Here is a 22,095-nt window from a genome sequence, read left to right on the forward strand (position 1 = left end):
GGCCCCGCCTTGAGCAGCGCAGGCGCTGCGACCGGCACCATCCTGACATCGGCGAGATGCCCGCTCTCCGTCCTCGGCCAGGCGGTCACGCTGGCGCTGTGGCGGATGGCGATCTCGGCCTGGCCGCTGCGAAACTCGACGAGGCGCGGATCGGAGTCGATCGTCACGTCGATCTCGGGATGCAGTTCCCGAAACTCCGGCAGGCGGGAAACGAGCCAGCACGCCGCGAAGGAAGGTTCCACGCTGATCGTCACCGCCGCCATCGCCGGTCGGCTGCGGATTTCTTCCAGGCATTCGTCGATCCGGTCGAAGGATAACGTCAGAATCGCCAGCAGCTTATTGCCCGAAGCGGTCAGATGGACGCCGCGATGGCGGCGCTCGAAGAGCGCCTCGCCCAGCAACGTCTCCAGATCGCGTATCTGCCGGCTGACCGCCGCCTGCGAGATGAACAGCTCCTGCGCCGCCAGCGTGAAGTTTTCGAGACGGCCGGCGACCTCGAATGTGCGCAAAGCCGTCAATGGCAAGCGTCCACGCTTCATCCATAACCTCAAGTCATTCGAAGAGGACGATAAGCTCGTTTGAACGCGTGAGGCAAGAGGCCGCATATGATCGCATAGGAGAGATATCGATGCGCAAGCGGATATTCGAGATCATATTAGACATCGTCCGGCTGGCGACCTTCCAGCCGCGGCCGATCGAGAATCGCAAACGCCATCCCTTTCGGTTCTAAAAATTTTCAGATGCCCGCGCAGGCAGACGCTTGCTACGACACATGCGTCCGTTGTGCCTTCGAGCATGCCATGAGATGCTCCCGCACGAGGCATACCCTTGGGACAAGAGCATGCGTGACTATCTGAAAAGTAGAGATTTTCACCGACATATGCGCTCGCTGCTGGCTTTGAGATTTCGGGAGCTCGGCTGGGAATCCCAGAACGCGGGTAAGTGCAGCTTTGCCCGGGGCGGAAGGGCTTGTTGGCTACAAGTATCCCAATATTCGAACGGCATTATGGGCGCCAAATTTACGATCAACATGACAGAAGGCCCCGGCCCCGCCGGAGATACAAGAATACTTCGTCGCCTCGATGAGGCGGATCGAAGAATTGGCAAAGCTCTGGAAGAGAGCATCATTGCGCGCCTTCCCAGACCCAATCCGGACCCGGAGGTCGAAGTTTTCGGAGACAACGGCCAAACTATATTGGTCAAGCTCGGCGATCTGGCTCGAGCAAATCCACGACAATGGGAGGCTCCCTCCGACGTCTGGCTGCCTTATTTCAGCAAAAGCGATCTTGACGATTGGGCTACGTTTCTCTTGCCTCGCCTTGAGCGACTGACCGCACCTTCCTCATCGGAAAAGATCGATCCGCAATTGTGGGCTCAGCGGTTTCGCCGTCTCACGCGTCTGTTTCGCTCGAAGTAAGAGGCACTCGGCGGCCGATCGAGCCGCTCGATGACGTCTCTGTCGACGTCGTTTTTAACCGCCCACCGGTTCCAGATCGACCAGCGCCTTGATCGGCAGGTGATCGGAGGCGATGCGCGCCAGTGGCGTATCATGCGCTTCCACCTGCGAAATGATCCCCTTGCGGTTGGCGATGATGCGGTCGAGGGCCAGGAGCGGCAGGCCGGCGGGGAAACTCGGCACGGCCGGCGGCAGCGGTCCGAAGGCGGATTGGAAGGTGTTGAGTGAAGAACGGTCGCCGAGCCGCCATTCGTTGAGGTCGCCGAGCAGGATGGTCGGCATCTCGTGCCTGTCGTTGATGAGTTCGACCAGGGTGCGAGCCTGCTGGGCTCTGCTATGGCGCAGCAATCCGAAATGCGCGGCGATGATGCGCAGCACGCCGCCCTGCTCGAGCTCGATCTCGGCAACCAGCGCGCCGCGCGGCTCCAGTCCCGGCAGCTTGACCTGATGCACGTCATGCACCAGCCCCTTCTTGAAGAGCACGACGTTGCCGTGCCAGCCATGCGCCTTCGCCATGCCGGCCACCGGCACCGGGATCAGCCCCGTCTCCCGCTCCAGCCGGCCGAGATCGAGAATGCCGGTGCGTTCGCCGAAGCGCGTATCGGCCTCCTGCAGCGCGATCACGTCGGCGCCGATTTCATGGATCACCCGGCTGGTGCGCTCCGGATCGAAGCGGCGGTCGGTGCCGATGCACTTATGCACGTTGTAGGAGGCGATGAGCGTTCCCGCACTGCGCGGCCTTGCCTCGGTATAGGCTGCATCGAGCCGCTTTTTCCTGCTCCTGATCGAGGCGAGAATGCTGGCGGGAAGGCTGTCTTTTCTGGCGTGCATCGGCAGGCGCACTTGTTCCGTTGATCGAAAGGCTTCTCTCCGCAGTATAGGCAGGCAAGCCGGACTTGCCACGTCCGATCACAAAAAATCCTTCAGAGATAGGGCGACCCTAGCCATAGCACCTTCTCGAGCAGCCGCACCGCGAAGGGTCGCGCCTGCAGCCCGTCAAGTGTCACCGGCGTTGCCGTTTTCAAGGTTTCCTCGATGTGCTCGTCGATCTCGGTGGCGAAGCCCTCGTTCAGCACTTCGAGATCGACCTCGAAATTCAGCCGCAGCGAACGCGGGTCGAGATTGGAAGAGCCGACATAGGCCCAGGTGCCGTCGATCGTCAGCAGCTTCGAATGGCTGAAGCTGCCGGTGGAACGCCAGATGCGGCAATAATTCTTGAGGATCTGATCGAATTGCCCCGTCATCGCCCGGTCGACCAGCACGAGGTTGTTGACCGCAGGCACGACGATATCGACTTCGACGCCGCGCCGCGCCGCCGTCACCAGCGCGCTGATGAGTTCGCGGTCCGGCAGGAAATAGGGCGACATGATGCGGATCGATTGGCGCGCCACGGAAAAAGCGCCCATCAGCATCTTGTGGTTGGTCTCGACGCTGCGGTCCGGGCCGGAGGCGACGACACGCATCAGGATGGGATCACCGGGGCTGCGCTCTGGCGGTTCGATGCGCCAGGGCTCGTCGTTCAACAACTCCTGCGTCGAGAAGCGCCAGTCTTCGGCGGCGAGGTCAAAGAGGTCGGCCACGACAGGGCCGGTGACGCTGAAATGCGTGTCGTGAGCAAAGCTCTCGCCCGTCGCCTCCTCGCTGAAGCCCGCCCTGATGTTCATTCCGCCCGTCAGCGCAATTTTCCCGTCGACGATCAGGATCTTGCGGTGGGTGCGCAGATTGGCATAGGGCAGCCTCAAGCCCATGATGACGTTGCCGTTGAAGACGGCAACGGTGACGCCGCCTTCCCTGAGATGGCCGAGAATGCTCGGCACCGAATAACGCGCACCGACCGCGTCGATCAGCACCCGGACCTCGACACCGCGGCTGACCGCCGCAATCAGCGCATCGGCGATGCGAATGCCGACAGCATCACGGTCGAAAATATAGGTTTCGAGCAGAATGCTGCGCGTCGCCTCGTCGATGTTTGATTTCATCGCCGCATAGGCCTCGTCGCCGGTCTCCAGCACATCGATCGTATTGCCTGTCGTCAGCGGATTGCGCGTCACCCGGTCGCCCAGCGTCTGCAGCGCCGCAAAGCGGCGGCCGAACTGGCTGATCACCGTCTCGGCCTCGGCATCGAATGTCTCCAATTCGTCGAATTCGGCAGCAAGCAGCAGCGCGTCGCGCCGGACGCTCAGCGATTTGCGGCGAATGCGGTTGATGCCGGCAATCGCATAGAGCAGCGCACCGATGATCGGAGACAGAATGATGACGCCGACCCAGCCGATCGCCGCGCGCACCTCCTCCTTGGTCATGGCGGCATGGATCGCCGCCGCGGCCCCCATGGCGATCGAAACGACAAAGAGGATATGCGGCCAGTAGGTCGACAGGAGATAGAACATCGCAGGCGAATATAGCCGCGAAATGGCGACGTTCAATCACGCCGCCGCTCTCCCATGGCGCGAATTTTTTTATCGCGATCCTTTTGCCGGCCCGGGATCGATCGCGAAAAGTTCCGGAATGGGCCTGCAGATTTCGAAAACGCGCTGCCCATTCCCGAACGGGAACAATGCCGGCACAGATCGATTGATCCCACTCAGAATCTTTGCCGCGGCGCGAGCCACGGCATACAAGCCTCATTCGGGAGTTCAAGCATCGTTCGATCGATGTGTTGGATACATCGGCCCGAAGATGGCCTGAGGGAATAACCGATTAAGTGCCTAGTGCGACAGATCGCGGCGAAGCGTATCATAGAGGTGGTCAACCGCCGCACCATCAGACAACGGGTTTCGAACAATCCCGATTTCCAGGTCGTCGAGCGTTGGAAGCCCTTCGTTTTCCCCTATTATCCTCAGCGTGTCCGGCACGCTGCATAACGCCAACGCGGCCACGGAAAGCCCCGTCTGAACGATTGTCACCAGACCAAGCAGGCTGGGACTTGAATAGGTGCACCGATAGGCGCGGTCATTGTCGGCGAGAGCACGGAGAACATGGGCGCGTGCCGTACAACTCTCAAACAAGGCGACAGGTAGCGGATCAGTTTCCCAGGCCATATGCGTCAAAGACGAAACCCATACTAACCGTTCACGCCTCAATATCTCTATCGGCTGGTTCGCTTTGCGCGTCACGATTGCCAGATCGATGCGGTTTTCGCAAATGGCCAAATTGAGTTTGTCGGTCGGCTCGCAAACGAGGTCGACAACAATCTGCGGATATTCATTCGCAAACCGTCTTAGCACTTGGGGAAGCAAGGAGGCAGCGTAGTCGTCAGGAACACCGAGACGAACGCTTCCTACATCCGACTTCCCGGTGACGCTGGTCCACGCCTCGTCAGATAGCTTCAGAAGCCGGCGCGCATAGGCCAGGAGATCATTGCCGACCGTGTTAGGAATGACTGCCTTTGGCGTCCGGACAAGAAGTTGCGTCCCAAGGGATTGCTCCAATCGCTGCATCTGCATGCTGACGGCAGACTGACTGCGCCCGACGCGAGGGGCTGCTTGGGTGAAGCTCCTAGTCTCGGCGACGGCGACGAAGGTACTCAACAGTTCAAGGTCAAAGATTTTGTTCATGGCGCTATCAGCATATCGAATAACCTCCTCCAGATCTATTCGTTTGATTGGTGCCGATGCATTTGTAAAGGTGCGGCCAAACTTGATTGGAGACTTGAATGCCAGCGTCGATCGCCCGCCGATCCGCAACGATAAAACTCGCAATCGGCATGGCCATCATAGGCACCGTCGGTGCCTTCGGCGTCGAGTCCGGCCTTGACGCTGTAACCATCGTATTCTGGCGCAGCGTGTTCGGGACGGTGTTTCTGTTGGTCTGGTGCCTTATATTTGGCTACTTGCCCGATAGATCGCTTTCTCTCCGGAAGCTCACCCTCAGCGCTGCTGCCGGTTCATGCCTAGTGTTAAGCTGGGCCGCATTCTTCGCGGCCATCAGCATGACGTCGATTGCAACGACGACCATCGTCTTCCACATCCAGCCCTTTTTCGTCGTCCTGATCGGAGCGCTTTTTCTCAAGGAGCGGGTTACGCGAGATCAACTTTTGTGGATGACGGCCGCCTTTGTCGGCGTCATCTTCGCCAGTGGTCTAGGCTGGTCATCTGGATCTGTCGACCGTGTATGGATGCTCGGGATAGGCGTGACGGTATTAGGAGCGCTTTGCTATGCGATCACCGCAGTTCTTGGGAAAAAACTGGGTGAGCAAAGACCAGAAGTCACCTCGCTCTGCCAAACGGCGATGGGTGTCCTTATCTTCGCTCCGTTCGTTCACTTCGGCCAATCCATTTCGCTGCCGTCCTGGGGCTGGCTTCTCGGCATTGGCATCATTCATACGGGCATTGCGTGGGTCATCATCTACTCGGCCTATCCACAGCTCTCGACCCCCGTCATCGGCATGCTGAGTTTCATCTATCCGATTGTCGCCGTCGTCATCGACTGGGCGATCTACGACCATCCCCTTGGTCTGTCACAAGCGACCGGGATGCTTCTCATCGCGATCTCGACGCTTGGCGCGCGCCTCGGATGGCGGATCAGGATGCTGACAGGCGCGACTGCCAAAATTGGGAGAGGCTAGGCTTTGACTTTGAATTGGATACTGTCTGTGGTCGTCTTTGCCATCGCTTCATCCGGCTCGCCGGGACCGAACAACATGCTTCTGACGACAACCGGCGCAAACTACGGCTTCGCGCGTTCGTTGCCGCACGTATTTGGCACGGGCGTCGGCATCTGTATGATCTTTCTGGGACTTGGTGTGTTTGGCAACCAATTGTTGGAGAATGAGACCTTTCGGAACGTGCTGAAGTGGGGTGGCGTCGTTTATCTCGCTTGGCTCGCTTTTAAGATCGCCACGAGCCGTCCCGACGCTGCATCCCAAGGAGATGCGGATAGCGCCCAACCCCTGACCTTTATTCAGGCGATTTTCTTTCAAGCGCTCAATCCAAAAGTCTGGTTAGGTGGTGCAAGTGGCATCCTGGCTTACGGCGCGGTGTCAGAGGGGTGGAGCGCCCTGGCGATGAGCGTTGCATTCGCGCTTGTGTTCGCATCTGTCAGCATGCCCTGCGGTGCAAGCTGGGCGTTGATGGGCGCGTCGGCCCGACACGTGCTGCGTTCGAACCGCTCTTTGAGGCTATTCAACATCGCGATGGCGATCTTGCTTCTGGCCTCGCTCGTTCCGGTGGTGCTGAACTGATGGGCGTTAAAAAAATTCGATCCGCGCAGACATTTGGCTGCTCTCCTACTTTATGAGTCCAAGCCGGTATAACCGGCCATCAGCCGTTAGAAAGACTATGGAGTTAAAATGAAAACCATCGGTATAGTTGGCGGTGTCGCTTGGCCCAGCTCGATCATTTACTATCAGACCATCAATGAACTGATAGCGAAGCGAATGGGCGGAAGCGGTCGGCATTGTGCAAAGCTGGTAATGGCCCAGACAGATTTCGATGAAGTCGAACGTAGACAGGTTGAAGGCCGATGGGATTTGGTCGGAGAATTGATCGCTGAAGAGGCCAACAAGCTAAAGGCGGCCGGAGCGGATTTCTACATCGTGGCCTGTAACACGGTCCATACAGCCGCTGATGTGTTTGAGGGACGGGTTGACCTGCCGTTTATTCATATCGTCGATCCAGCAGCTGAGCAGGCACGAGCTAGCGGGTTCAAAACAGTCGGATTGCTTGGCAGCAGGTATACGATGACAGGAACGTATTTTGTTGACCGACTGAAGGATCGATATGGCCTAAAGGTGCTTGTCGCAGAAGGTGAGCATGAAGCGAATGTTCACAATGCTCTCTACGAGGAACTGACCAAAGGAGTCTTCCGGCCTGAAACGCGGGTCAAGTTCAAGGCTGCCCTGGAATCTCTAGCGAGCCGAGGCGCGGAGGTCATTATATTGGGCTGCACCGAGTTTGGGATGCTCATTAAGGCAGAAGACAGCCCGGTCCCCTTAATCGACACAACAATTGCTCACGCYGAGGCAGCAGTCGAGAAGGCACTGCAATCTGATTGAACTCAACGTCATCGTGGAGACTGAGTGGTATAGGAGCGACAGACTCCGTGGTTTAAACTCGCCCTTTACTTGTCGCGCTCGGCGCTGAAGAAAGCGTCTAATCGGATCACCGGCAAGATGGACCATCAACGTGACCGCCGATGGTCATCTTTTCAAAGTTGGGGGACTAGCGTTTTGAACATTGTCCTCGTTCCCGGCTTCATGGCGACAAAGTCTCTCTGGGATGATGTCATATCCGATCTGGAAAAAATCGGCCCAATCACACATGCCAACCTGTGCGATGGAACCTCAATACGCGACATCGCCCAGAGGGCTATTACCCACGCGCCAGAGTCGTTCGCTTTGATTGGATTCTCCATGGGCGGCTACGTGGCGAGGGAAATAGCTCGTATCGCTTCCAGCCGAGTGGAGGCGCTGGTACTCATCGCCACTTCCGCCCGCGCGGATACCCCCGAGCAGATCATTCGAAAGGCCAGTGCTTCAGAACAACTACGCGTCTCCCGTTTCGCCGGATTGAGCCGAGCGACAATTTTGCAATCGCTCCACCCAAGGAATGCGAACAACATCGCGATGGTGGAACGTGTCCGTCGCATGAGCCTTGATCTGGGCAAGGACGTTTTCATTCGCCAGGTGGCTCTGGAAAGAGAGGGCGACCTGGACAGGCTGGGCGAAATTGTCTGTCCGACGCTCGTTGTTGCCGCTGCCCAAGACAAACTGCGGAGCCTCCCGGAAGCCGAGGAGTTGCGGACCGGCATCCCGCATGCCGAACTCGTTATCGCAAAGGAATCAGGGCATATGCTGCCCATCGAAGCTCCAGGTGAGTTGACCGGATTGGTCGTGCCGTGGCTCCGCAAATTACGTGCCCAGCTAACCTAGTTAATCCGCGGCTATCGGAAGTCGCGGGCTTTAGGGAATTGGCTCGGCATAGTCTCCGGCTCCCGATTTCGTGTCAGATCTGCACAACGCGGCAGAGTTTCGGCCCCAACGAAAGGTCGATTCTCAACCCTAATATGCTGCAACGCGAAATATTCGCGGGTGCAGCGCGATTTCGCTTGAAAGAGTTCCCCTCCTCTGGAACCATCCAAGCAGTATCGCGTTCGAACGACGGCATCATGTGACTGGAGATCAGCGATGGCAGAAACTCGGGAAGAGTGGATCAAAAAACGTGCATACGCCCTCTGGGAAGAAGAGGGCTATCCGACAGGGCGAGATTCCATCCATTGGGAACAGGCACGACACGAGCGCGACACGCTCGAGGGTTCTGCTGCGTCTTCCGACGGCAAGGAAGTCAAGCCCAAGGCGAAGCGCAGCGTGACGGGCAGCAAGACGAACGGCGTCGTGACACCGGCACCGAAACGGACTGCAAGCCGCAAGACGGCGTCCTGAACACCGAAATACCGAGCACGTCGAGAAAAAAGGGCGTCGTCGCGACGCCCTTTGGTCCCCGTTTGTCATATGCCTGAATTAGTTGTGCTTTATGGAATTTCAGAGGTGGGGCTTCCATGCGGGGGTGAACAGAGGCCGGATGACGCTGCAAGCTTTGAGGCTTCCGAAAAAAGTTGAACCTTCGCCCGATAACCGGGAACAAGAAGATACGATGACTGTTTATGGCGGGACGGGGAAGCTGCCATGAACGACGGTCATACCGAAATCCTCTTTTTAGCCAGCAACCGCGCTTCGACCGCGATCGTGTGAGGGATGGAGATGTCGCTCCTCGTCATCGCCGCACTACTCTACCTCGGTCTCGCGCTCGGGTTCATCCTTGTCGTCGATAACCTCGTCGGACTGGTTTTCCGCGATCCGCGCGCGCCGGTGCAGTTCGTCTCCGTCTATATCGGCCGTGCCTTCGCCGCATCGCAGAAACTCTATCGAAAATAACAGCCCGCAGGCGCCGTCCGTAGACGGCTAAAAGTGTTGAACGCCCTGGCGCATCGAGCTTTGCGCGTGCGAAAGGACGCCCAAAGCTATGGGTTAAGGATATTTCGACCGCGCCCTTTCCCTCCTATCGGAAGCCTCTATGTTGACGGTTTGGAAGGGCTGAACCCGAGGTGGCCAACACTCCGGCGCACGGACGACAAGGAAGCGATTTTGAATGGGAAGCGTCGGGAACGGCTGGCCGAGAGGCGGCGGCGAAATCGGCGAATTGTTACGGCATCCGGCTTTCCACGCCGTCGGTCTCGGKCCGGTCGAAAGCTGGCCCGCTTCCCTCAAACATATCGCCGAAATGGTGTTGAATTCCCGCCAACCCAAATTCGTAGCCTGGGGTCCGGATCTCGCCTTTCTCTACAATGACGCCTACGTGCCTGTTTTCCCGCAGCGCCATCCCGACGCACTCGGAAGACCTTTCCGCGAGGTCTGGGCGGATATTTGGGAACAGTTCTCGCCGATCGTCGCCAGCACGCTCGACGGCAGTTCGCAGCTGTTCAAAGAGCTGCTCATCCCGATGCGCCGCGACGGCCGCACCGAGGACACCTGGTTCACCTTCTCATACACGCCGCTGCGCGACGATGACGGCACAGTCGCCGGCATCCTCTGTGCGGCCCTTGACGTCACCGACCAGGTGTCGGCCAAGCGCGGCGAAGAGACGGCGCTGGAAGAGCTGCGCGTGAAATCGGAGGCGCTTGCGGTCGTCAACCGGGCGGGAGCCGCCATCACCGCCGAGCCCAGTGTCGAACGCCTTACCCAGATTGTCGTCGATGCCGGCGTGACGCTGACCGGCGCGGAATTCGGCGCCTTCTTCTACAATGTCGACGATGGCGAGGGCGGCAGCTATATGCTCTATGCGCTATCCGGTGTCGATCGGAAGAACTTCGAGAAATTCCCGATGCCGCGCAATACCAAGGTCTTCGCGCCGACCTTCGACGGCGAAGGCATCGTGCGCTCCGACGACATCCTGCTCGACCCGCGCTACGGGCAGAATGCGCCACATACAGGCATGCCCAAGGGGCATCTGCCGGTCAGGAGCTATCTTGCCGTGCCGGTGAAATCACGCGACGGCAGCGTCATCGGCGGCTTGTTCTTCGGCCACGGCCAGCCCGGCCGTTTTTCCCAAGCGGCCGAGTCGAGCCTCGTCAGTCTCGCCGGCCAATCAGCCGTCGCGATCGACAATATCCGGCTCTTCCGTGCTGCCAAAGTCGAAATCGACCAGCGCCGCGGCATGGAAGATCAGCTGCGGAAACTCAATGAAATGCTCGAGGTCCGCGTCGCGGCCGAGATTGCCGAGCGTCAGCAGGCCGAAGCAGCACTCCAGCAATCGCAGAAGATGGAATCGATCGGCAAGCTCACCGGCGGCGTCGCCCATGATTTCAACAATCTGCTGCAAGTGATCTCAGGCAACCTGCAGCTTCTCGGCAAGGACGTGGCAGAGAGCGGCCGGGCCAAGGAACGAATTTCCAACGCACTTGCCGCCGTCGAACGCGGCTCGCGGCTGGCAAGCCAATTGCTCGCCTTTGGCCGTCGCCAACCGCTAGAACCGAAGGTCGTCAATATCGGCCGTCTCGTCACCGGCATGGACGATATGCTGCGCCGCGCGCTTGGCGAGGAGATCGAAGTTGAGACCATGGTCTCCGGCGGTCTCTGGAACAGCTTTGCCGATCCCACCCAGATCGAGAACGCACTGCTCAACCTTGCGATCAACTCCCGCGACGCGATGGATGGCGCCGGCAAGCTGACGATCGAGGTCGGCAACGCCTTCCTCGACGATTCCTACAGCCGCACCCATCCTGAAGTCACCGCCGGCCAATATGTCGTGCTAGCGGTCACCGATACCGGCTCCGGCATGATGCAGGAGGTAATAGAACAGGCATTCGAGCCCTTCTTCTCGACCAAGCCGGAAGGCAAGGGTACCGGTCTTGGCCTGTCGATGGTCTATGGCTTCGTCAAGCAGTCCGGCGGCCACGTGAAGATCTACAGCGAGATTGGCGAAGGGACGACGGTCAAGCTCTATCTGCCCCGCTCGTTCCAGAGCGAGGATCGCATCACCAATGTCGACAGTGTGCCGGCAACCGGGGGCGCGGAAACCATCCTCGTCGCCGAGGATGACGAGGGTGTGCGCACGACTGTCATCGAGATGCTGACGGATCTCGGCTACCACGTGCTGAAGGCAAAGGATGCGCAAAGCGCGCTCACCGTTATCGAAAGCGGCACCCATATCGACCTGCTCTTTACCGATGTCGTCATGCCCGGCTCATTGAGAAGCCCGGAGCTTGCGCGCATGGCGCGCGAGCGCCTGCCTGATATCGCCGTGCTCTACACATCGGGCTATACCGAAAATTCGATCGTCCATGGCGGCAGGCTCGATCCTGGTCTGGAACTGCTCTCCAAGCCCTATACGCGCGAGGAGCTCGCCCGCAAGATCCGCCACGTGCTTGCCAGCCGGACGCAACGCCGCCAGGGGGTGAGCGATGCCGCAGCGCCCGTTCCCAAACATCCCGATATCACCGGTGAAAAGTTGAAGCTGCTGCTTGTGGAAGACGACGCCTTCATCCGCATGGATACTGCCGAGATTCTCCAGGATCTCGGTTATGACGTCATCGAGGCTGATAGCGGCGAACGGGGCGTGGAAATCCTCGGACACACCATCGTCGACATCATCGTCGCCGATGTCAGCCTGCCCGGCATGTCGGGTCCGGTCTTTGCCGGCAAGGCGCGCGAGGCCTTTCCATCGGTCGGCCTGGTGTTTGCGACCGGCCACAGCAGCCTGCCGGATGCAAGCCGCCTGTCCGGCTCGGTGCTGCTGTCAAAACCGTTCAGCAGCACCGCGCTCGAACGGGCGGTGAAGACCGCCGTCCAGCAACGGCCTGTTGGCTAGAGCAATTCCAGCAAGAGTGCGCAGCAGTTTTGCGTCCGGAATTGCGTGGAAAAAAGAGATAGAGCATTTCCGTGATTCGGAGAAAAACGGAAATGCGCTAGCCGTCGAACTCGGGATATTTGCGCATCAGATCCACCTCGCTGGTGCAGCTGTCGTCGCGCGCCGCCAGTTCGATCGAGATGGTGTCGGCAGGATCGAGCCGGCCGTCGTCGTGATGACTGTCATCATCGTGATGTCTGCCATCATCGTGATAGACGGGAATGCGCGCGCCGCTCTGGCTGACCAGCACGGCATCCCGCTCGAAACCCCTCTGCAGCAGCCAGTCGCGCGGCGCCATCAGGCGGATGTCAACCTCGTAGGAGTGCCCCTTCCCTTGCTTGAGGCTGACGGTATAGGTGACCGGCGACACCTGGCCGTTCACGTCGATCGCGCCGTTTCCATCGGCTTTGACGATGTGTTTTTCCATGTTCTCGGCTCCTTCTCATGTGCAGCGCATGCAGGCTTCTCCCCTTCGAAACCTGACAAAATCGGYTTTTGTTCCCGAAGCCAGGGCTTGCAAGCCATGCCCGCGGCCGGAACTTTTGGGCGCCGTACCGGTTCAATCCCTTTGAAAACCAAAGGAGGCTGAGATGCCGAAAGGTGACAAATCCGACTATACCGATAAGCAGAAGCGCAAAGCCGAGCACATCGAGGAAAGCTACGAAGAGCGCGGCGTCTCCGAGAAGGAGGCCGAACGGCGTGCCTGGGCTACCGTCAACAAGGAAAGCGGCGGCGGCAACAAATCCGGTTCCGGCCGCGGCAAGAAGGACACGCATGAATCCTCCGAAAAGGGCGGCCGTATCGGCGGCGCGGCGTCCGCCGCACGCTCGAAGGAGGAGCGGTCCGCCTCTGCGAAGAAGGCCGCTGCGACGCGCAAGCGCAACGAACACCATACTCACCACTGATTGGAAATAGGACAGGCGGTGACTTGCTGCCCACCGCATCCGGCAAAAGGATTTTCGACATGGCCAAATCGAACAAGAAATGGTCGCAGGACGTTACCGAACACAGCGATGCGATGGACCTGAAGGAAGGCGTGTTCAAATCGGACGATCCGAAGAAGATTGCCCGTTCCGTCAAGCACTCCGCCGAAGAGAGCGATCGCCGCAAGTCGAGCCCTTATCGCGCCGCCATGTCGATGCTGACCTTCTACATCAACCGCGCTGGCGACCAGCTGACGAAAAAGCGACGCGGCACCCTTGAAAGAGCCAAGGACGAATTGCGAAAAGACTTCGGTCGTCAACCGAAGGATTGAGCATCCATGGCATACGAGCTTTATTATTGGGACGGCATTCAAGGTCGCGGCGAATTCGTGCGGTTGGCCCTGGAAGAAGCCGGCGCCGACTATATCGATATCACCCGCCAGCCCGGGCGTGGTACCAGCGCCATGATCGACGTCATGGAGAGTGAAAGCGAACCGCATATTCCTTTTGCACCACCCTTCCTGAAGGACGGCGACCTCATCATCCCGCATGTCGCCAACATATTATTTTACCTCGGTCCGAAGCTCGGCCTTGCGCCTGAGGACGAAGGCCTTCGCCACGTCATCAACGGCCTGCAGCTGACCGTCACCGATTTCGTCGCCGAAGTGCACGATACGCACCATCCGATCGACACGTCGCTCTATTACGAGGACCAGAAGCCGGAGGCAAAAGCCCGCTCAGCCGCCTTCATCCGCGAACGCATTCCGAAATTCCTCGGCTATTTCGAGCGTGTGCTGCGGCAGAACCCGAAGGGTCGCAATCATATCGTCGGCGATGCGCTGACCTATGTCGACCTCTCGCTTTTCCAGGTGATCGAGGGGCTGACCTATGCCTTTCCGAAAGCCATGGCAAACCGCAAGGCCGAATATCCCGCGCTGCTGGCTCTGCATGATGCGGTGGCGAAACGTCCGAACATTGCCCGCTATCTCGCCTCCCCCCGCCGCCTCGCCTTCAACGAGGAAGGGATTTTCAGGCATTATCCTGAGCTCGACAGCGCGGGATGAGTTAAGTGCCGTTCATTCGAGTGGCACGGCCGCATCAAAGAAATTTCCCCACGGGTCCTTCGGCCGGGTCTGCAGCCGATGCAGCACGTTGCCGAGCGTAAAGGCGGCCGGACCGCTGACCTCGTCCAAATCGGGCCAATCGAGCGGCATCGAAACCGGCGCACCCGGTCGTGCTCGCGTCGAATAGGCCGCGACCGCCGTGTTGCCGCGGCCGTTGCGGAGATAGTCGATGTAGATATGCCCGCTGCGTTTTGCCTTCGTCGCGGTTGCCAGATATTTCTCCGGCGCATCGGCCGACATGCTTTCGGCCAGCGAATGGGCGAAATCCTTCACCTCCGCCCAGCCGGCCTTCGGCGAAAGCGGTGTCACCACATGCAGCCCCTTGCCGCCTGATGTCTTGACGAAGGCCGCCAGGCCACGGGCTTCCAGCCGCGCCTTCAATTCAAGCGCTGCTGTTATGACAGCGCTCCAGGCTACGTCCTCGCTAGGATCGAGGTCCATGGTGATCATATCGGGTTTTTCCCAATTGTCGGCCGTTACACCCCAGGGATGAATTTCGAGCACGGCCGATTGCACCAGCGCCACGAGACCGTTGAAATCGGCGATGCGCAGCAGCTTTTCGCCGTCCGCATCCTGCGGGTCGGCGATCTCCTCGATATGCGGATTCATGCCCTTCCAGGCATGTTTCTGGAAGAACCGCTGTTGGCTTTTTATCCCGTCCGGCAGACGCAGCAATGCCAACGGCCGATTGACGACATAAGGCACCATGAATGGCCAGACCGCCGCGTAATAATCCGCTAGCGCCTGCTTGGTTACGCCCTCATCCGGCCAATAGAGCCGGTCTGGATGGGTCAGCGATACATCTGCTGCCGGCGGATTTCTGGGGCTCATTCTTCGATCTCGCTTGTGAGGAAATCAAGTAGCCTGTTTTCCTCGGCCCGCAAGCCCCYCAGCGGCTCGTTGCCATTCTCGATCAGCGGATGATCGTTGCTGGCGAGCGCGATGATCGCGGGATGGATATAGCTCGAGCGCGAGATCGCAGGTGTGTTGTGCAGCGCCTCGGCGGCGGCTTCTGACATCTGCTTTACCGTCGGCCGGCCGCCGCCGATAATCGTCTCGCGCGCCGCTCCGAAGGCCGCCAGCGATCCGGCCCAGGTGCGGAAGGTCTTCGCCGAAATGGRAATCCCCGATATCTCGGCCAGATAGGCGTTCAACCGGCCGGAATCGATTGGCTTCAGCGCGCCGCTTTCATCCTTCCAGACGAAGAGCTGGCGGCCGGGCAGGTCCGCTATCTCCTCCAGGATCTTCTGCAGCCTGGGATGTTTGAGACTGCGCTGGACACGCTTGCCACCCTTGGCGCGGAATTTCAGCTCTATCTGCCCGTCGACGATCTTCAGGTGGCGCTTCAGCAGCGTCGTTGCACCATAGGTGCCGTTCTCCCTGACATAGGCCTGGTTGCCGACGCGCAAATGTGCCTCGTCAAGCAGGGTCGTCAAAGCCGCAAGCACGCCGTTGACATCCTCCGCGCCGGTGTCGAGATGGCGCAACACGGTGCGGCGTATCCGAGGCAGGGCTCGGCCGAACTCGATCAGCTGATGGAATTTTCCCGCACTTCGGAAGGATTGCCATTCCTTGTGGTAGCGGTATTGTTTGCGTCCGCGCGCATCGAAGCCTGTCGCCTGCAGATGGCCGTTCTCGTAGAGGCAGATCCAGACATTTTCATAGGCCGGCGGAAGACCGAGCGCGCCGATGCGCGCCCGCTGCGATTCGTCGGCAAGCGTCGTGCCGTCGGGCATCACGTAGCTGAAGCCCTTGCCCTTCCTTCGTCTGCGGATGCCTGGTTCGGTATCGCTGACATAGACGAGACCAAGGTCGGTGATGGCTTCGGCATTCATGGTCTCTGCTACTTGCTCCTGCGGCCGAACTGGAACCAGCGGCGGCGCTCGGCTTTTGTCGCGCCCTTCGGCGGCTCGGTCTGTCCCTTCGGTGCGAAGACCGCCACGCTCTGGGCATAGACCATGACCGGATTCTCCGGCTCCTGCACCTCGAAGGCCTCCGTCTCCGTCCCCGTGTCGAGAACCCTCGACCACTGTTTCAGGCCATTCACGACAGGCAGGTGAACCTCGCAATCGCCGCCGGCATTGAGGATGAGGAAGAGGTCGTCCATCGTCTCGGTGTCTGGGGCATTCACGCTCCTCGAGACATAGACCCCGAGCACCTGCAATCCGTCGTCGTTCCAGGCCCCATCGTCCATGAAACTGCCATCCGGCTTGTACCAGGCGATCTCGATGCGGCCGTCCTCGGCAGTCTCGCCGGTCAGGAACCGCTCTTGCCGCAGCACGGGATGGGCTTTGCGGAATGCGACGGCCTGCCGGCAGAAATCGAGGAAGGGGTCGTCGAGCCCCGACCAATCCGTCCAGCCGATCTCGTTATCCTGGCAATAGGCGTTGTTATTGCCGCCCTGGCTGTTGCCCACCTCGTCACCGGCAAGGATCATCGGAACGCCCTGGGAGAGCATCAGCGTCGCCATCATGTTGCRCCGCCGCCGCGCCCGAAGGCTGTTGATGTCCTCGTTATCCGTCACTCCTTCGGCACCCATATTGTCCGAATGATTGTCTGAATGTCCGTCCCTGTTATCCTCGCCGTTCGCGTCATTGTGCTTGTCGTTGAAGGAAACCGTGTCCATCAGGGTGAAGCCGTCATGGGCCGACAGCAGATTGATCGATGAGGTCGCGCCGCGATCCGAGTGGTTGAACTGTACCGCCGAGCCGGTGATGCGCTGCGAGATCTCCGACACCATGCCGCCGTCGCCCTTCCAAAAGCGGCGCACGTCGTCACGAAACTTGTCGTTCCACTCGCGGAAGGGATGGGGAAAACCGCCAACCTGATAGCCGCCATCGCCCACGTCCCAGGGCTCGGCGATCAGTTTGACACCGGCGAGGATCGGATCCTGGCGGATGGCGCCGAAGAACAGGCCCTGCCGGTCGAATTCCATATCCTGGCGGCCGAGCGTGCTGGCAAGGTCGAAACGAAAGCCGTCGATATGCATGACGCCGACCCAATAGCGCAGGCTGTCGAGCACCATACGCATCACCATAGGATTGGCGGCATTCAGCGTATTGCCGGTGCCCGTCGTATCGAAGGTGTGGCGTGGATCATCAGGGGAGAGGATGTAGTAGCTGGCATTGTCGAGCCCGCGGAAGGAGAGCGTCGGGCCTTTTTCGCTGCCTTCGGCGGTGTGGTTGTAGACCACGTCCATGATGACTTCGATGCCGGCGGCATGGAACTTCTTCACCATGGTCTTGATCTCGGTGATCTTGTCGCCGGACATGTAGCGCGATTGCGGCGCGAAGAAGCCGAGTGTCTGGTAGCCCCAATAATTGCGTAGGTTGTTTTCCAGGAGATAGCGATCGTCGAGGAAATATTGGATGGGCAGAAGCTCGATCGCCGAGATGCCGAGCTTGACGAGATGGTCGATGATCGGATCGCTGCACATGCCGAGAAAGGTGCCGCGCAGCCGGTCTGGCACCTTCGGATGCGTCATCGTCAGGCCGCGCACATGCGCCTCATAGATGATCGTATCCGGCCAGGGACGGCGGATCGCCTCTTCACCCGCCCAATCGAAATCCGGATCCTGCACCACGCCCTTGACCGTGAAGGGTGCGCTGTCGCGCTCGTCGAAGGAAAGATCGTCTTCGCCGATCTGATAACCGAACAGCGCGTCATGCCATATCAGCTCGCCCGTGACCTGCTTGGCATAGGGGTCGAGCAGCAGCTTGTTCGAATTGAAGCGATGGCCGGCGTTGGGATCATAGGGACCATGGGCGCGATAGCCGTAGACCGTGCCTGGTCCGACGCCGGCGATATAGCCGGACCAGATATCGCCTTCGCGCTTCGGCAGCGGCAATCGCGCCACCTCCTGCTTGCCATCAGGCGAGAAGAGGCAGAGTTCCATCTGTTCTGCATGCGCTGAGAATACCGCGAAATGGGTGCCCGACCCCGTATATTCCGCCCCGAGCTCCGGCTTGAGGAAGTCGAGTTCCGAAAATGAATAGCTCATAATGCCCCGCTCGATAAAAAGACCATGCGGGAAACGTAACGGCGGCTGGAAAGTTCCCTTGGCTCGCAAGGGAAGATCTCTTGAGGAGGCGGAGATTAAGGCATCAACTGTCCGCCATTGACCTCGATAATCTGGCCGGTGATGTAACCCGACAGCGTCGGCGAGGCGAGGAAGAGATAGGCCCCGACGCAATCCTCCGATGTGCCGACGAAGCCCATCGGGATCGATTTGCGCTGCAATTCCATCTGCTCGTCATTGGTATAACGCTCATGGAAGGGTGTCGCGATAACGCCCGGCGCCACCGCGTTGACGCGTATCCTGTCGGCGACGAATTCCTTGGCATGGCCGCGGGTGATCGTCGAAACGAAGCCCTTGGACGCCGCATAAAGGATCGCACCATTGCCGCCGCCATTGCGCGCGGCGATCGAGGTGGTGTTGATGATGAAGCCACCCTGCTTCTTCAGCCAGGGATGCGCCGCACGCGTTGCCGCCAGCACCGAGCGGGCGTTGAGGTCCATGACCGCGGCATAATGCGCGTCGGTATATTCCGAAGTCGGCTTGCGCCCCAGCATGCCGCCGGCATTGTTGATGAGGCCGTCGAGATGACCGAAGGTCTTCGCCGTCTCCTCGACGACACGCTCGGTCTCGCCTTCCCTCGACACGTCGCCCTGAATCAGATGCACCGTGCCGCCGGCAGCCCGGATCTCCTCGGCAAGCTTCTCCGCCGGTTCGCGGCTGGCATTGTAATGCACACCAACCTTGGCTCCTTGAGCCGCAAAGGCGCGGGCGAGTGCCGCACCGATGCCGGTCGAGGCGCCGGTGATCAGCACAGCCTTGCCGGACAGGTCCGGCAGCTTGATGGATGCGAGCGATTGCGCAAGTTCGACCATGGCGACGATAGCCTCCCGAAAAACCAAGGACATAGGTGATGAAACGAATAGGAGAAGTATCTAGGGGAAATCGACGAAGGGCAATGCACGAAAGAGCGAGATTGCATCGCCATAGAAGCGCTACGCGGTCTGCATGCAAGCGGCCATCGTCACCGACGGCCGCCTGAGCTTGCCTGCGAGCACCGGAAGGGGTCTCGCTACGGCGCCACGCCAAAGGCCGGCTGTGGTTTCTGGTGGACGACAGGCGGGAATGCCAGCGCTATTGCCGCAGCCCCCAACCCGACCATGGCGGAGCCAATGAACAGCCAGGAATAATTGCCGAAAGTGTCGAATATCCAGCCGCCGATCAGAGGGCCGAAGGCCATGCCGAGGCTGGAGAGCATCGTTGCAGCACCGAAGACGGTGCCGATGATGCGCGGCCCGAAATATTCCCGCGCCAGCACGGCATAGAGCGGCATCACACCGCCATAGGCGCTGCCGAACACGATGGCGAGCGCATAGAATTCGCCGAGCTGGCTGACCAAGAGATAGGTGGCAAGTGCCGCCGCCTGCACCAGCAGCCCGGCGACCAGCACCGGCTTCACTCCGATCCTGTCGGCAAGGCTGCCATAGAGCAGCCGGCCGCCCAGTCCCGCCAGGCCCTCGACGCTGTAGATGCTGACGGCCGCCATAGGTGCTACGCCGCAGATCGTCGCATAGTTGACCATGTGGAAGATCGGCCCGGAATGCGCTGCGCAGCAGGCTGAGAAGGTCAGGCCAAGCACGATGAATTGCGGCGATCGAAATACTTTCGACAGCTGCGGCCGGGCGCCTTCGGCTGCGAACTCGGTTCCGGTATCGGCGGTCTCGGCAGGCGGGCGCCTGACAAGAAGCGCGGCCGGCACCAGCAGCACCCAGGCCGCGACCCCGATGATCAGCATGGCCGGCCGCCATTCATAGGCCGAGATCAGCCAGCGCGCGAAGGGTGAGATGGTCATCGGCGCGACGCCCATGCCGGCGGAGACCAGCGACACCGCAAGCCCGCGGTTTTCGTCGAACCAAGCGGTCGTCGCCGCGATCATCGGCGCAAAAAACGTGCTGGCGGCCAATCCGACGAGGATGCCGTAGGTCAGCTGGAACTGCAGCAGCGTCTCGGCGCGGCTCGCAAGGACCAGCGCCAGGCCGAGCAGCACCGACCCGATCAGCACGACGACGCGGGGGCCGAAGCGATCGCTTGCCGCACCCCAGAAGAATCCGCCGAAGCCCATGACGATGAAGTTCAGCGTCATCGCGCTCGCGATGCCGACATGCGACCAGCCGGTCGCCGTTGCAATCGGCTCCTGGAAAATCGCCAGCGAGAACATCGCGCCGAGCGCAACGCATGTCATCAGAGCGCCCACAGCGACGATGACCCAACGATAGGAAACACTCATGGCTTCATAACCTCCATGCCGACAGAGTGATCGCGACGCATGCGGCAAGCCTGCCACATTTCGCGCCTGCAATCCAAAGACGTTTGAACCGCTGCAAATTCGACAGCGCACTCACATCTTTTTTCGTCGCACTTAGAGGGTACGAAACATCACCAATGCGTCGACATAGCCCTGCGTCGGATGAAGGAACACGCCAGGGAGCCGGCCGACGATCTCGAAGCCGAGAGACTGCCACAGCGCCACCGCACGCTCATTGCTGCTGACGACGAAATTGAACTGCATCGCCCGAAAGCCCCGCAAGCGGGCATGCTCCAGGGAATGCTCGTGCATCAGGCGAGCGACGCCACGGCCGCTGGCGGCAGCGTCGGTCATGTAGCCGCAGTTGCAGACATGCCGGCCGCCGCCTGCCTGATTGGCCTTGATGTAATAGGTGCCGAGGATCACGTCATCCTCTTCGGCGACGAAGGTCTCGCGGTCCGGTCCCATCCAGTAGGCGAGCGCATCGGTCTCAGTCAGATCGCGATCGAGCGCATAGGTTTCGCCGGCGCGGATCGTCGGACCGATGATCCTCCAGATGGCGCTTTGATCGTCCTTGTCTGCGGGCCGGATCAACATGACTGGTTTCTATCGAAGGCTGATATCACGCGCAACGGGTCGAGCGCCTAGCGAACGCCGGAAGCACAGCGTTTTCAGCCGAACTCAAACCCTTTCGAGGGCGATCGCGATCCCCTGCCCGACGCCGATGCACATGGTCGACAGCGAGTATTTTCCGCCGGTCTCCAGAAGTTCGAGTGCCGCCGTGCCTGTGATGCGTGCGCCTGACATGCCAAGTGGATGGCCGAGCGCGATCGCGCCGCCATTGCGGTTCACCCGCGCGTCGTCATCGGCAATCCCGAGTGCGCGCAGCACCGCCAGCCCCTGGCTGGCGAAGGCCTCGTTGAGTTCGATCACATCGAACTGCTCCGCGGTCATGCCGAGCCGTGCCATCAGCTTGCGCGAGGCCGGGATCGGCCCGATACCCATCACCCTTGGCGGAACGGCGGCAGCCGCGCCACCGAGGATACGGGCGATCGGTGTCAGGCCATATTTTCGCGCCGCCGCTTCGGAAGCGACGATCAGCGCCGCTGCCCCGTCATTGACGCCGGAGGCATTCCCAGCCGTCACCGTGCCGCCTTCCTTCTTGAAAGGCGTGGCGAGTTTCGCCAGCGTTTCGATCGTCGTCACGCGCGGATGCTCGTCCTTGTCGACGACAACAGGATCGCCCTTGCGCTGCGGGATGGTCACCGGGGTGATCTCCTTCGCCAGCCGGCCGTTTGCCTGGGCGGCAGCCGCCTTCGCCTGGCTTCGCACCGCAAACGCATCCTGATCCTCGCGGCTGACATGATAGTCCGCGGCGACGTTTTCGCCGGTCTCCGGCATCGAATCGACACCGTACTGCTTCTTCATCAG

At 60.1% G+C, this 22,095-nt stretch carries 23 protein-coding genes; 11 read left to right on the forward strand and 12 right to left on the reverse strand.

Annotation, left to right across the window (positions count from 1 at the left end; genetic code table 11):
• Positions 1 to 539: LysR family transcriptional regulator (locus AC1D1Z_RS24390; RefSeq protein WP_477851811.1), on the reverse strand; the 539-nt coding region annotated here is incomplete at its 3' end.
• A 302-nt stretch (positions 540 to 841) separates the two neighbouring features.
• Between AC1D1Z_RS24390 and AC1D1Z_RS24395 the strand changes: the two genes are divergently transcribed.
• A complete protein-coding gene (locus tag AC1D1Z_RS24395) occupies positions 842 to 1,417 on the forward strand; it encodes a hypothetical protein (protein ID WP_446978485.1) in 576 nt (191 codons plus the stop codon).
• A 54-nt stretch (positions 1,418 to 1,471) separates the two neighbouring features.
• On the opposite strand, the gene AC1D1Z_RS24400 is transcribed toward AC1D1Z_RS24395, so the two are convergent.
• From AC1D1Z_RS24400 to AC1D1Z_RS24410, 3 genes are all read right to left on the reverse strand, one after another.
• A complete protein-coding gene (locus tag AC1D1Z_RS24400; RefSeq protein WP_026231006.1) occupies positions 1,472 to 2,287 on the reverse strand; it encodes an endonuclease/exonuclease/phosphatase family protein in 816 nt (271 codons plus the stop codon).
• A 92-nt stretch (positions 2,288 to 2,379) separates the two neighbouring features.
• On the reverse strand, positions 2,380 to 3,843 hold the full coding sequence (locus tag AC1D1Z_RS24405) for a phospholipase D-like domain-containing protein (protein ID WP_018448506.1): 1,464 nt from the start codon (positions 3,841 to 3,843) through the stop codon (positions 2,380 to 2,382).
• A 318-nt stretch (positions 3,844 to 4,161) separates the two neighbouring features.
• A complete protein-coding gene (locus tag AC1D1Z_RS24410; protein ID WP_018448504.1) occupies positions 4,162 to 5,010 on the reverse strand; it encodes a LysR substrate-binding domain-containing protein in 849 nt (282 codons plus the stop codon).
• A 98-nt stretch (positions 5,011 to 5,108) separates the two neighbouring features.
• Here AC1D1Z_RS24410 and AC1D1Z_RS24415 point away from each other — a divergent pair, with 98 nt between their 5' ends.
• The 7 genes from AC1D1Z_RS24415 (at position 5,109) to AC1D1Z_RS24445 (ending at position 12,258) form a co-directional block, all read left to right on the forward strand.
• Positions 5,109 to 6,020 (forward strand): DMT family transporter, encoded by a 912-nt coding sequence (locus tag AC1D1Z_RS24415; protein ID WP_047617833.1) that lies wholly within the window; start codon positions 5,109 to 5,111, stop codon positions 6,018 to 6,020.
• A 27-nt stretch (positions 6,021 to 6,047) separates the two neighbouring features.
• Positions 6,048 to 6,635: a LysE family translocator gene (locus AC1D1Z_RS24420; protein WP_283187236.1), complete on the forward strand. Its 588-nt coding sequence runs from the start codon at positions 6,048 to 6,050 to the stop codon at positions 6,633 to 6,635.
• Positions 6,636 to 6,743: 108 nt separating this feature from the next.
• A complete protein-coding gene (locus tag AC1D1Z_RS24425) occupies positions 6,744 to 7,448 on the forward strand; it encodes an aspartate/glutamate racemase family protein (protein WP_018448501.1) in 705 nt (234 codons plus the stop codon).
• Between the two features lie 174 nt (positions 7,449 to 7,622).
• Positions 7,623 to 8,324, forward strand: coding sequence for an alpha/beta fold hydrolase (locus tag AC1D1Z_RS24430; RefSeq protein WP_477851813.1), 702 nt, complete (start codon positions 7,623 to 7,625; stop codon positions 8,322 to 8,324).
• A 255-nt stretch (positions 8,325 to 8,579) separates the two neighbouring features.
• A complete protein-coding gene (locus AC1D1Z_RS24435) occupies positions 8,580 to 8,834 on the forward strand; it encodes a DUF2934 domain-containing protein (RefSeq protein ID WP_018448499.1) in 255 nt (84 codons plus the stop codon).
• A gap of 318 nt (positions 8,835 to 9,152) precedes the next feature.
• The gene (locus AC1D1Z_RS24440) at positions 9,153 to 9,326 is read left to right on the forward strand and encodes a hypothetical protein (protein WP_196251391.1); all 174 of its coding nucleotides are present in this window, start codon (positions 9,153 to 9,155) and stop codon (positions 9,324 to 9,326) included.
• A gap of 214 nt (positions 9,327 to 9,540) precedes the next feature.
• Positions 9,541 to 12,258: a hybrid sensor histidine kinase/response regulator gene (locus AC1D1Z_RS24445; protein ID WP_477851814.1), complete on the forward strand. Its 2,718-nt coding sequence runs from the start codon at positions 9,541 to 9,543 to the stop codon at positions 12,256 to 12,258.
• A gap of 97 nt (positions 12,259 to 12,355) precedes the next feature.
• Here AC1D1Z_RS24445 and AC1D1Z_RS24450 read toward each other — a convergent pair whose 3' ends face one another.
• Positions 12,356 to 12,724 carry a hypothetical protein gene (locus AC1D1Z_RS24450; protein WP_018448497.1) on the reverse strand — a complete coding sequence of 123 codons (369 nt, stop codon included), beginning with the start codon at positions 12,722 to 12,724 and terminating at the stop codon, positions 12,356 to 12,358.
• A 163-nt stretch (positions 12,725 to 12,887) separates the two neighbouring features.
• On the opposite strand from AC1D1Z_RS24450, the gene AC1D1Z_RS24455 reads away from it, so the two are divergent.
• From AC1D1Z_RS24455 to AC1D1Z_RS24465, 3 genes are read left to right on the forward strand one after another with little or no spacing between them, the layout of a single operon-like run.
• Complete coding sequence (locus tag AC1D1Z_RS24455; protein WP_047617824.1) at positions 12,888 to 13,202, forward strand: hypothetical protein; 315 nt, start codon at positions 12,888 to 12,890, stop codon at positions 13,200 to 13,202.
• Positions 13,203 to 13,261: 59 nt separating this feature from the next.
• Positions 13,262 to 13,552 (forward strand): DUF3175 domain-containing protein, encoded by a 291-nt coding sequence (locus AC1D1Z_RS24460; protein WP_047618354.1) that lies wholly within the window; start codon positions 13,262 to 13,264, stop codon positions 13,550 to 13,552.
• 6 nt (positions 13,553 to 13,558) lie between these two features.
• Positions 13,559 to 14,284 (forward strand): glutathione S-transferase, encoded by a 726-nt coding sequence (locus tag AC1D1Z_RS24465; protein ID WP_018448495.1) that lies wholly within the window; start codon positions 13,559 to 13,561, stop codon positions 14,282 to 14,284.
• Positions 14,285 to 14,296: 12 nt separating this feature from the next.
• On the opposite strand, the gene ligD is transcribed toward AC1D1Z_RS24465, so the two are convergent.
• From ligD to AC1D1Z_RS24500, 7 genes are all read right to left on the reverse strand, one after another.
• Positions 14,297 to 15,175 carry a non-homologous end-joining DNA ligase gene (ligD, locus tag AC1D1Z_RS24470; protein WP_047617822.1) on the reverse strand — a complete coding sequence of 293 codons (879 nt, stop codon included), beginning with the start codon at positions 15,173 to 15,175 and terminating at the stop codon, positions 14,297 to 14,299.
• The gene (locus AC1D1Z_RS24475; protein ID WP_477851815.1) at positions 15,172 to 16,179 is read right to left on the reverse strand and encodes a DNA topoisomerase IB; all 1,008 of its coding nucleotides are present in this window, start codon (positions 16,177 to 16,179) and stop codon (positions 15,172 to 15,174) included. Before AC1D1Z_RS24475 ends, ligD begins: the two co-directional genes overlap by 4 nt.
• A gap of 8 nt (positions 16,180 to 16,187) precedes the next feature.
• The gene (glgX, locus tag AC1D1Z_RS24480; RefSeq protein WP_477851816.1) at positions 16,188 to 18,344 is read right to left on the reverse strand and encodes a glycogen debranching protein GlgX; all 2,157 of its coding nucleotides are present in this window, start codon (positions 18,342 to 18,344) and stop codon (positions 16,188 to 16,190) included.
• A gap of 95 nt (positions 18,345 to 18,439) precedes the next feature.
• Positions 18,440 to 19,234, reverse strand: coding sequence for an SDR family NAD(P)-dependent oxidoreductase (locus AC1D1Z_RS24485; protein ID WP_018448491.1), 795 nt, complete (start codon positions 19,232 to 19,234; stop codon positions 18,440 to 18,442).
• A 197-nt stretch (positions 19,235 to 19,431) separates the two neighbouring features.
• Positions 19,432 to 20,646: an MFS transporter gene (locus AC1D1Z_RS24490; protein WP_047617815.1), complete on the reverse strand. Its 1,215-nt coding sequence runs from the start codon at positions 20,644 to 20,646 to the stop codon at positions 19,432 to 19,434.
• Between the two features lie 132 nt (positions 20,647 to 20,778).
• Positions 20,779 to 21,261, reverse strand: a complete 483-nt coding sequence (locus AC1D1Z_RS24495; protein WP_047617813.1) for a GNAT family N-acetyltransferase — start codon at positions 21,259 to 21,261, stop codon at positions 20,779 to 20,781.
• An 84-nt stretch (positions 21,262 to 21,345) separates the two neighbouring features.
• The coding region (locus AC1D1Z_RS24500) for an acetyl-CoA C-acyltransferase (RefSeq protein WP_477851818.1) at positions 21,346 to 22,095 on the reverse strand (750 nt) is incomplete at its 5' end.

The organism is Rhizobium sp. P1_E1 (assembly GCF_056406015.1).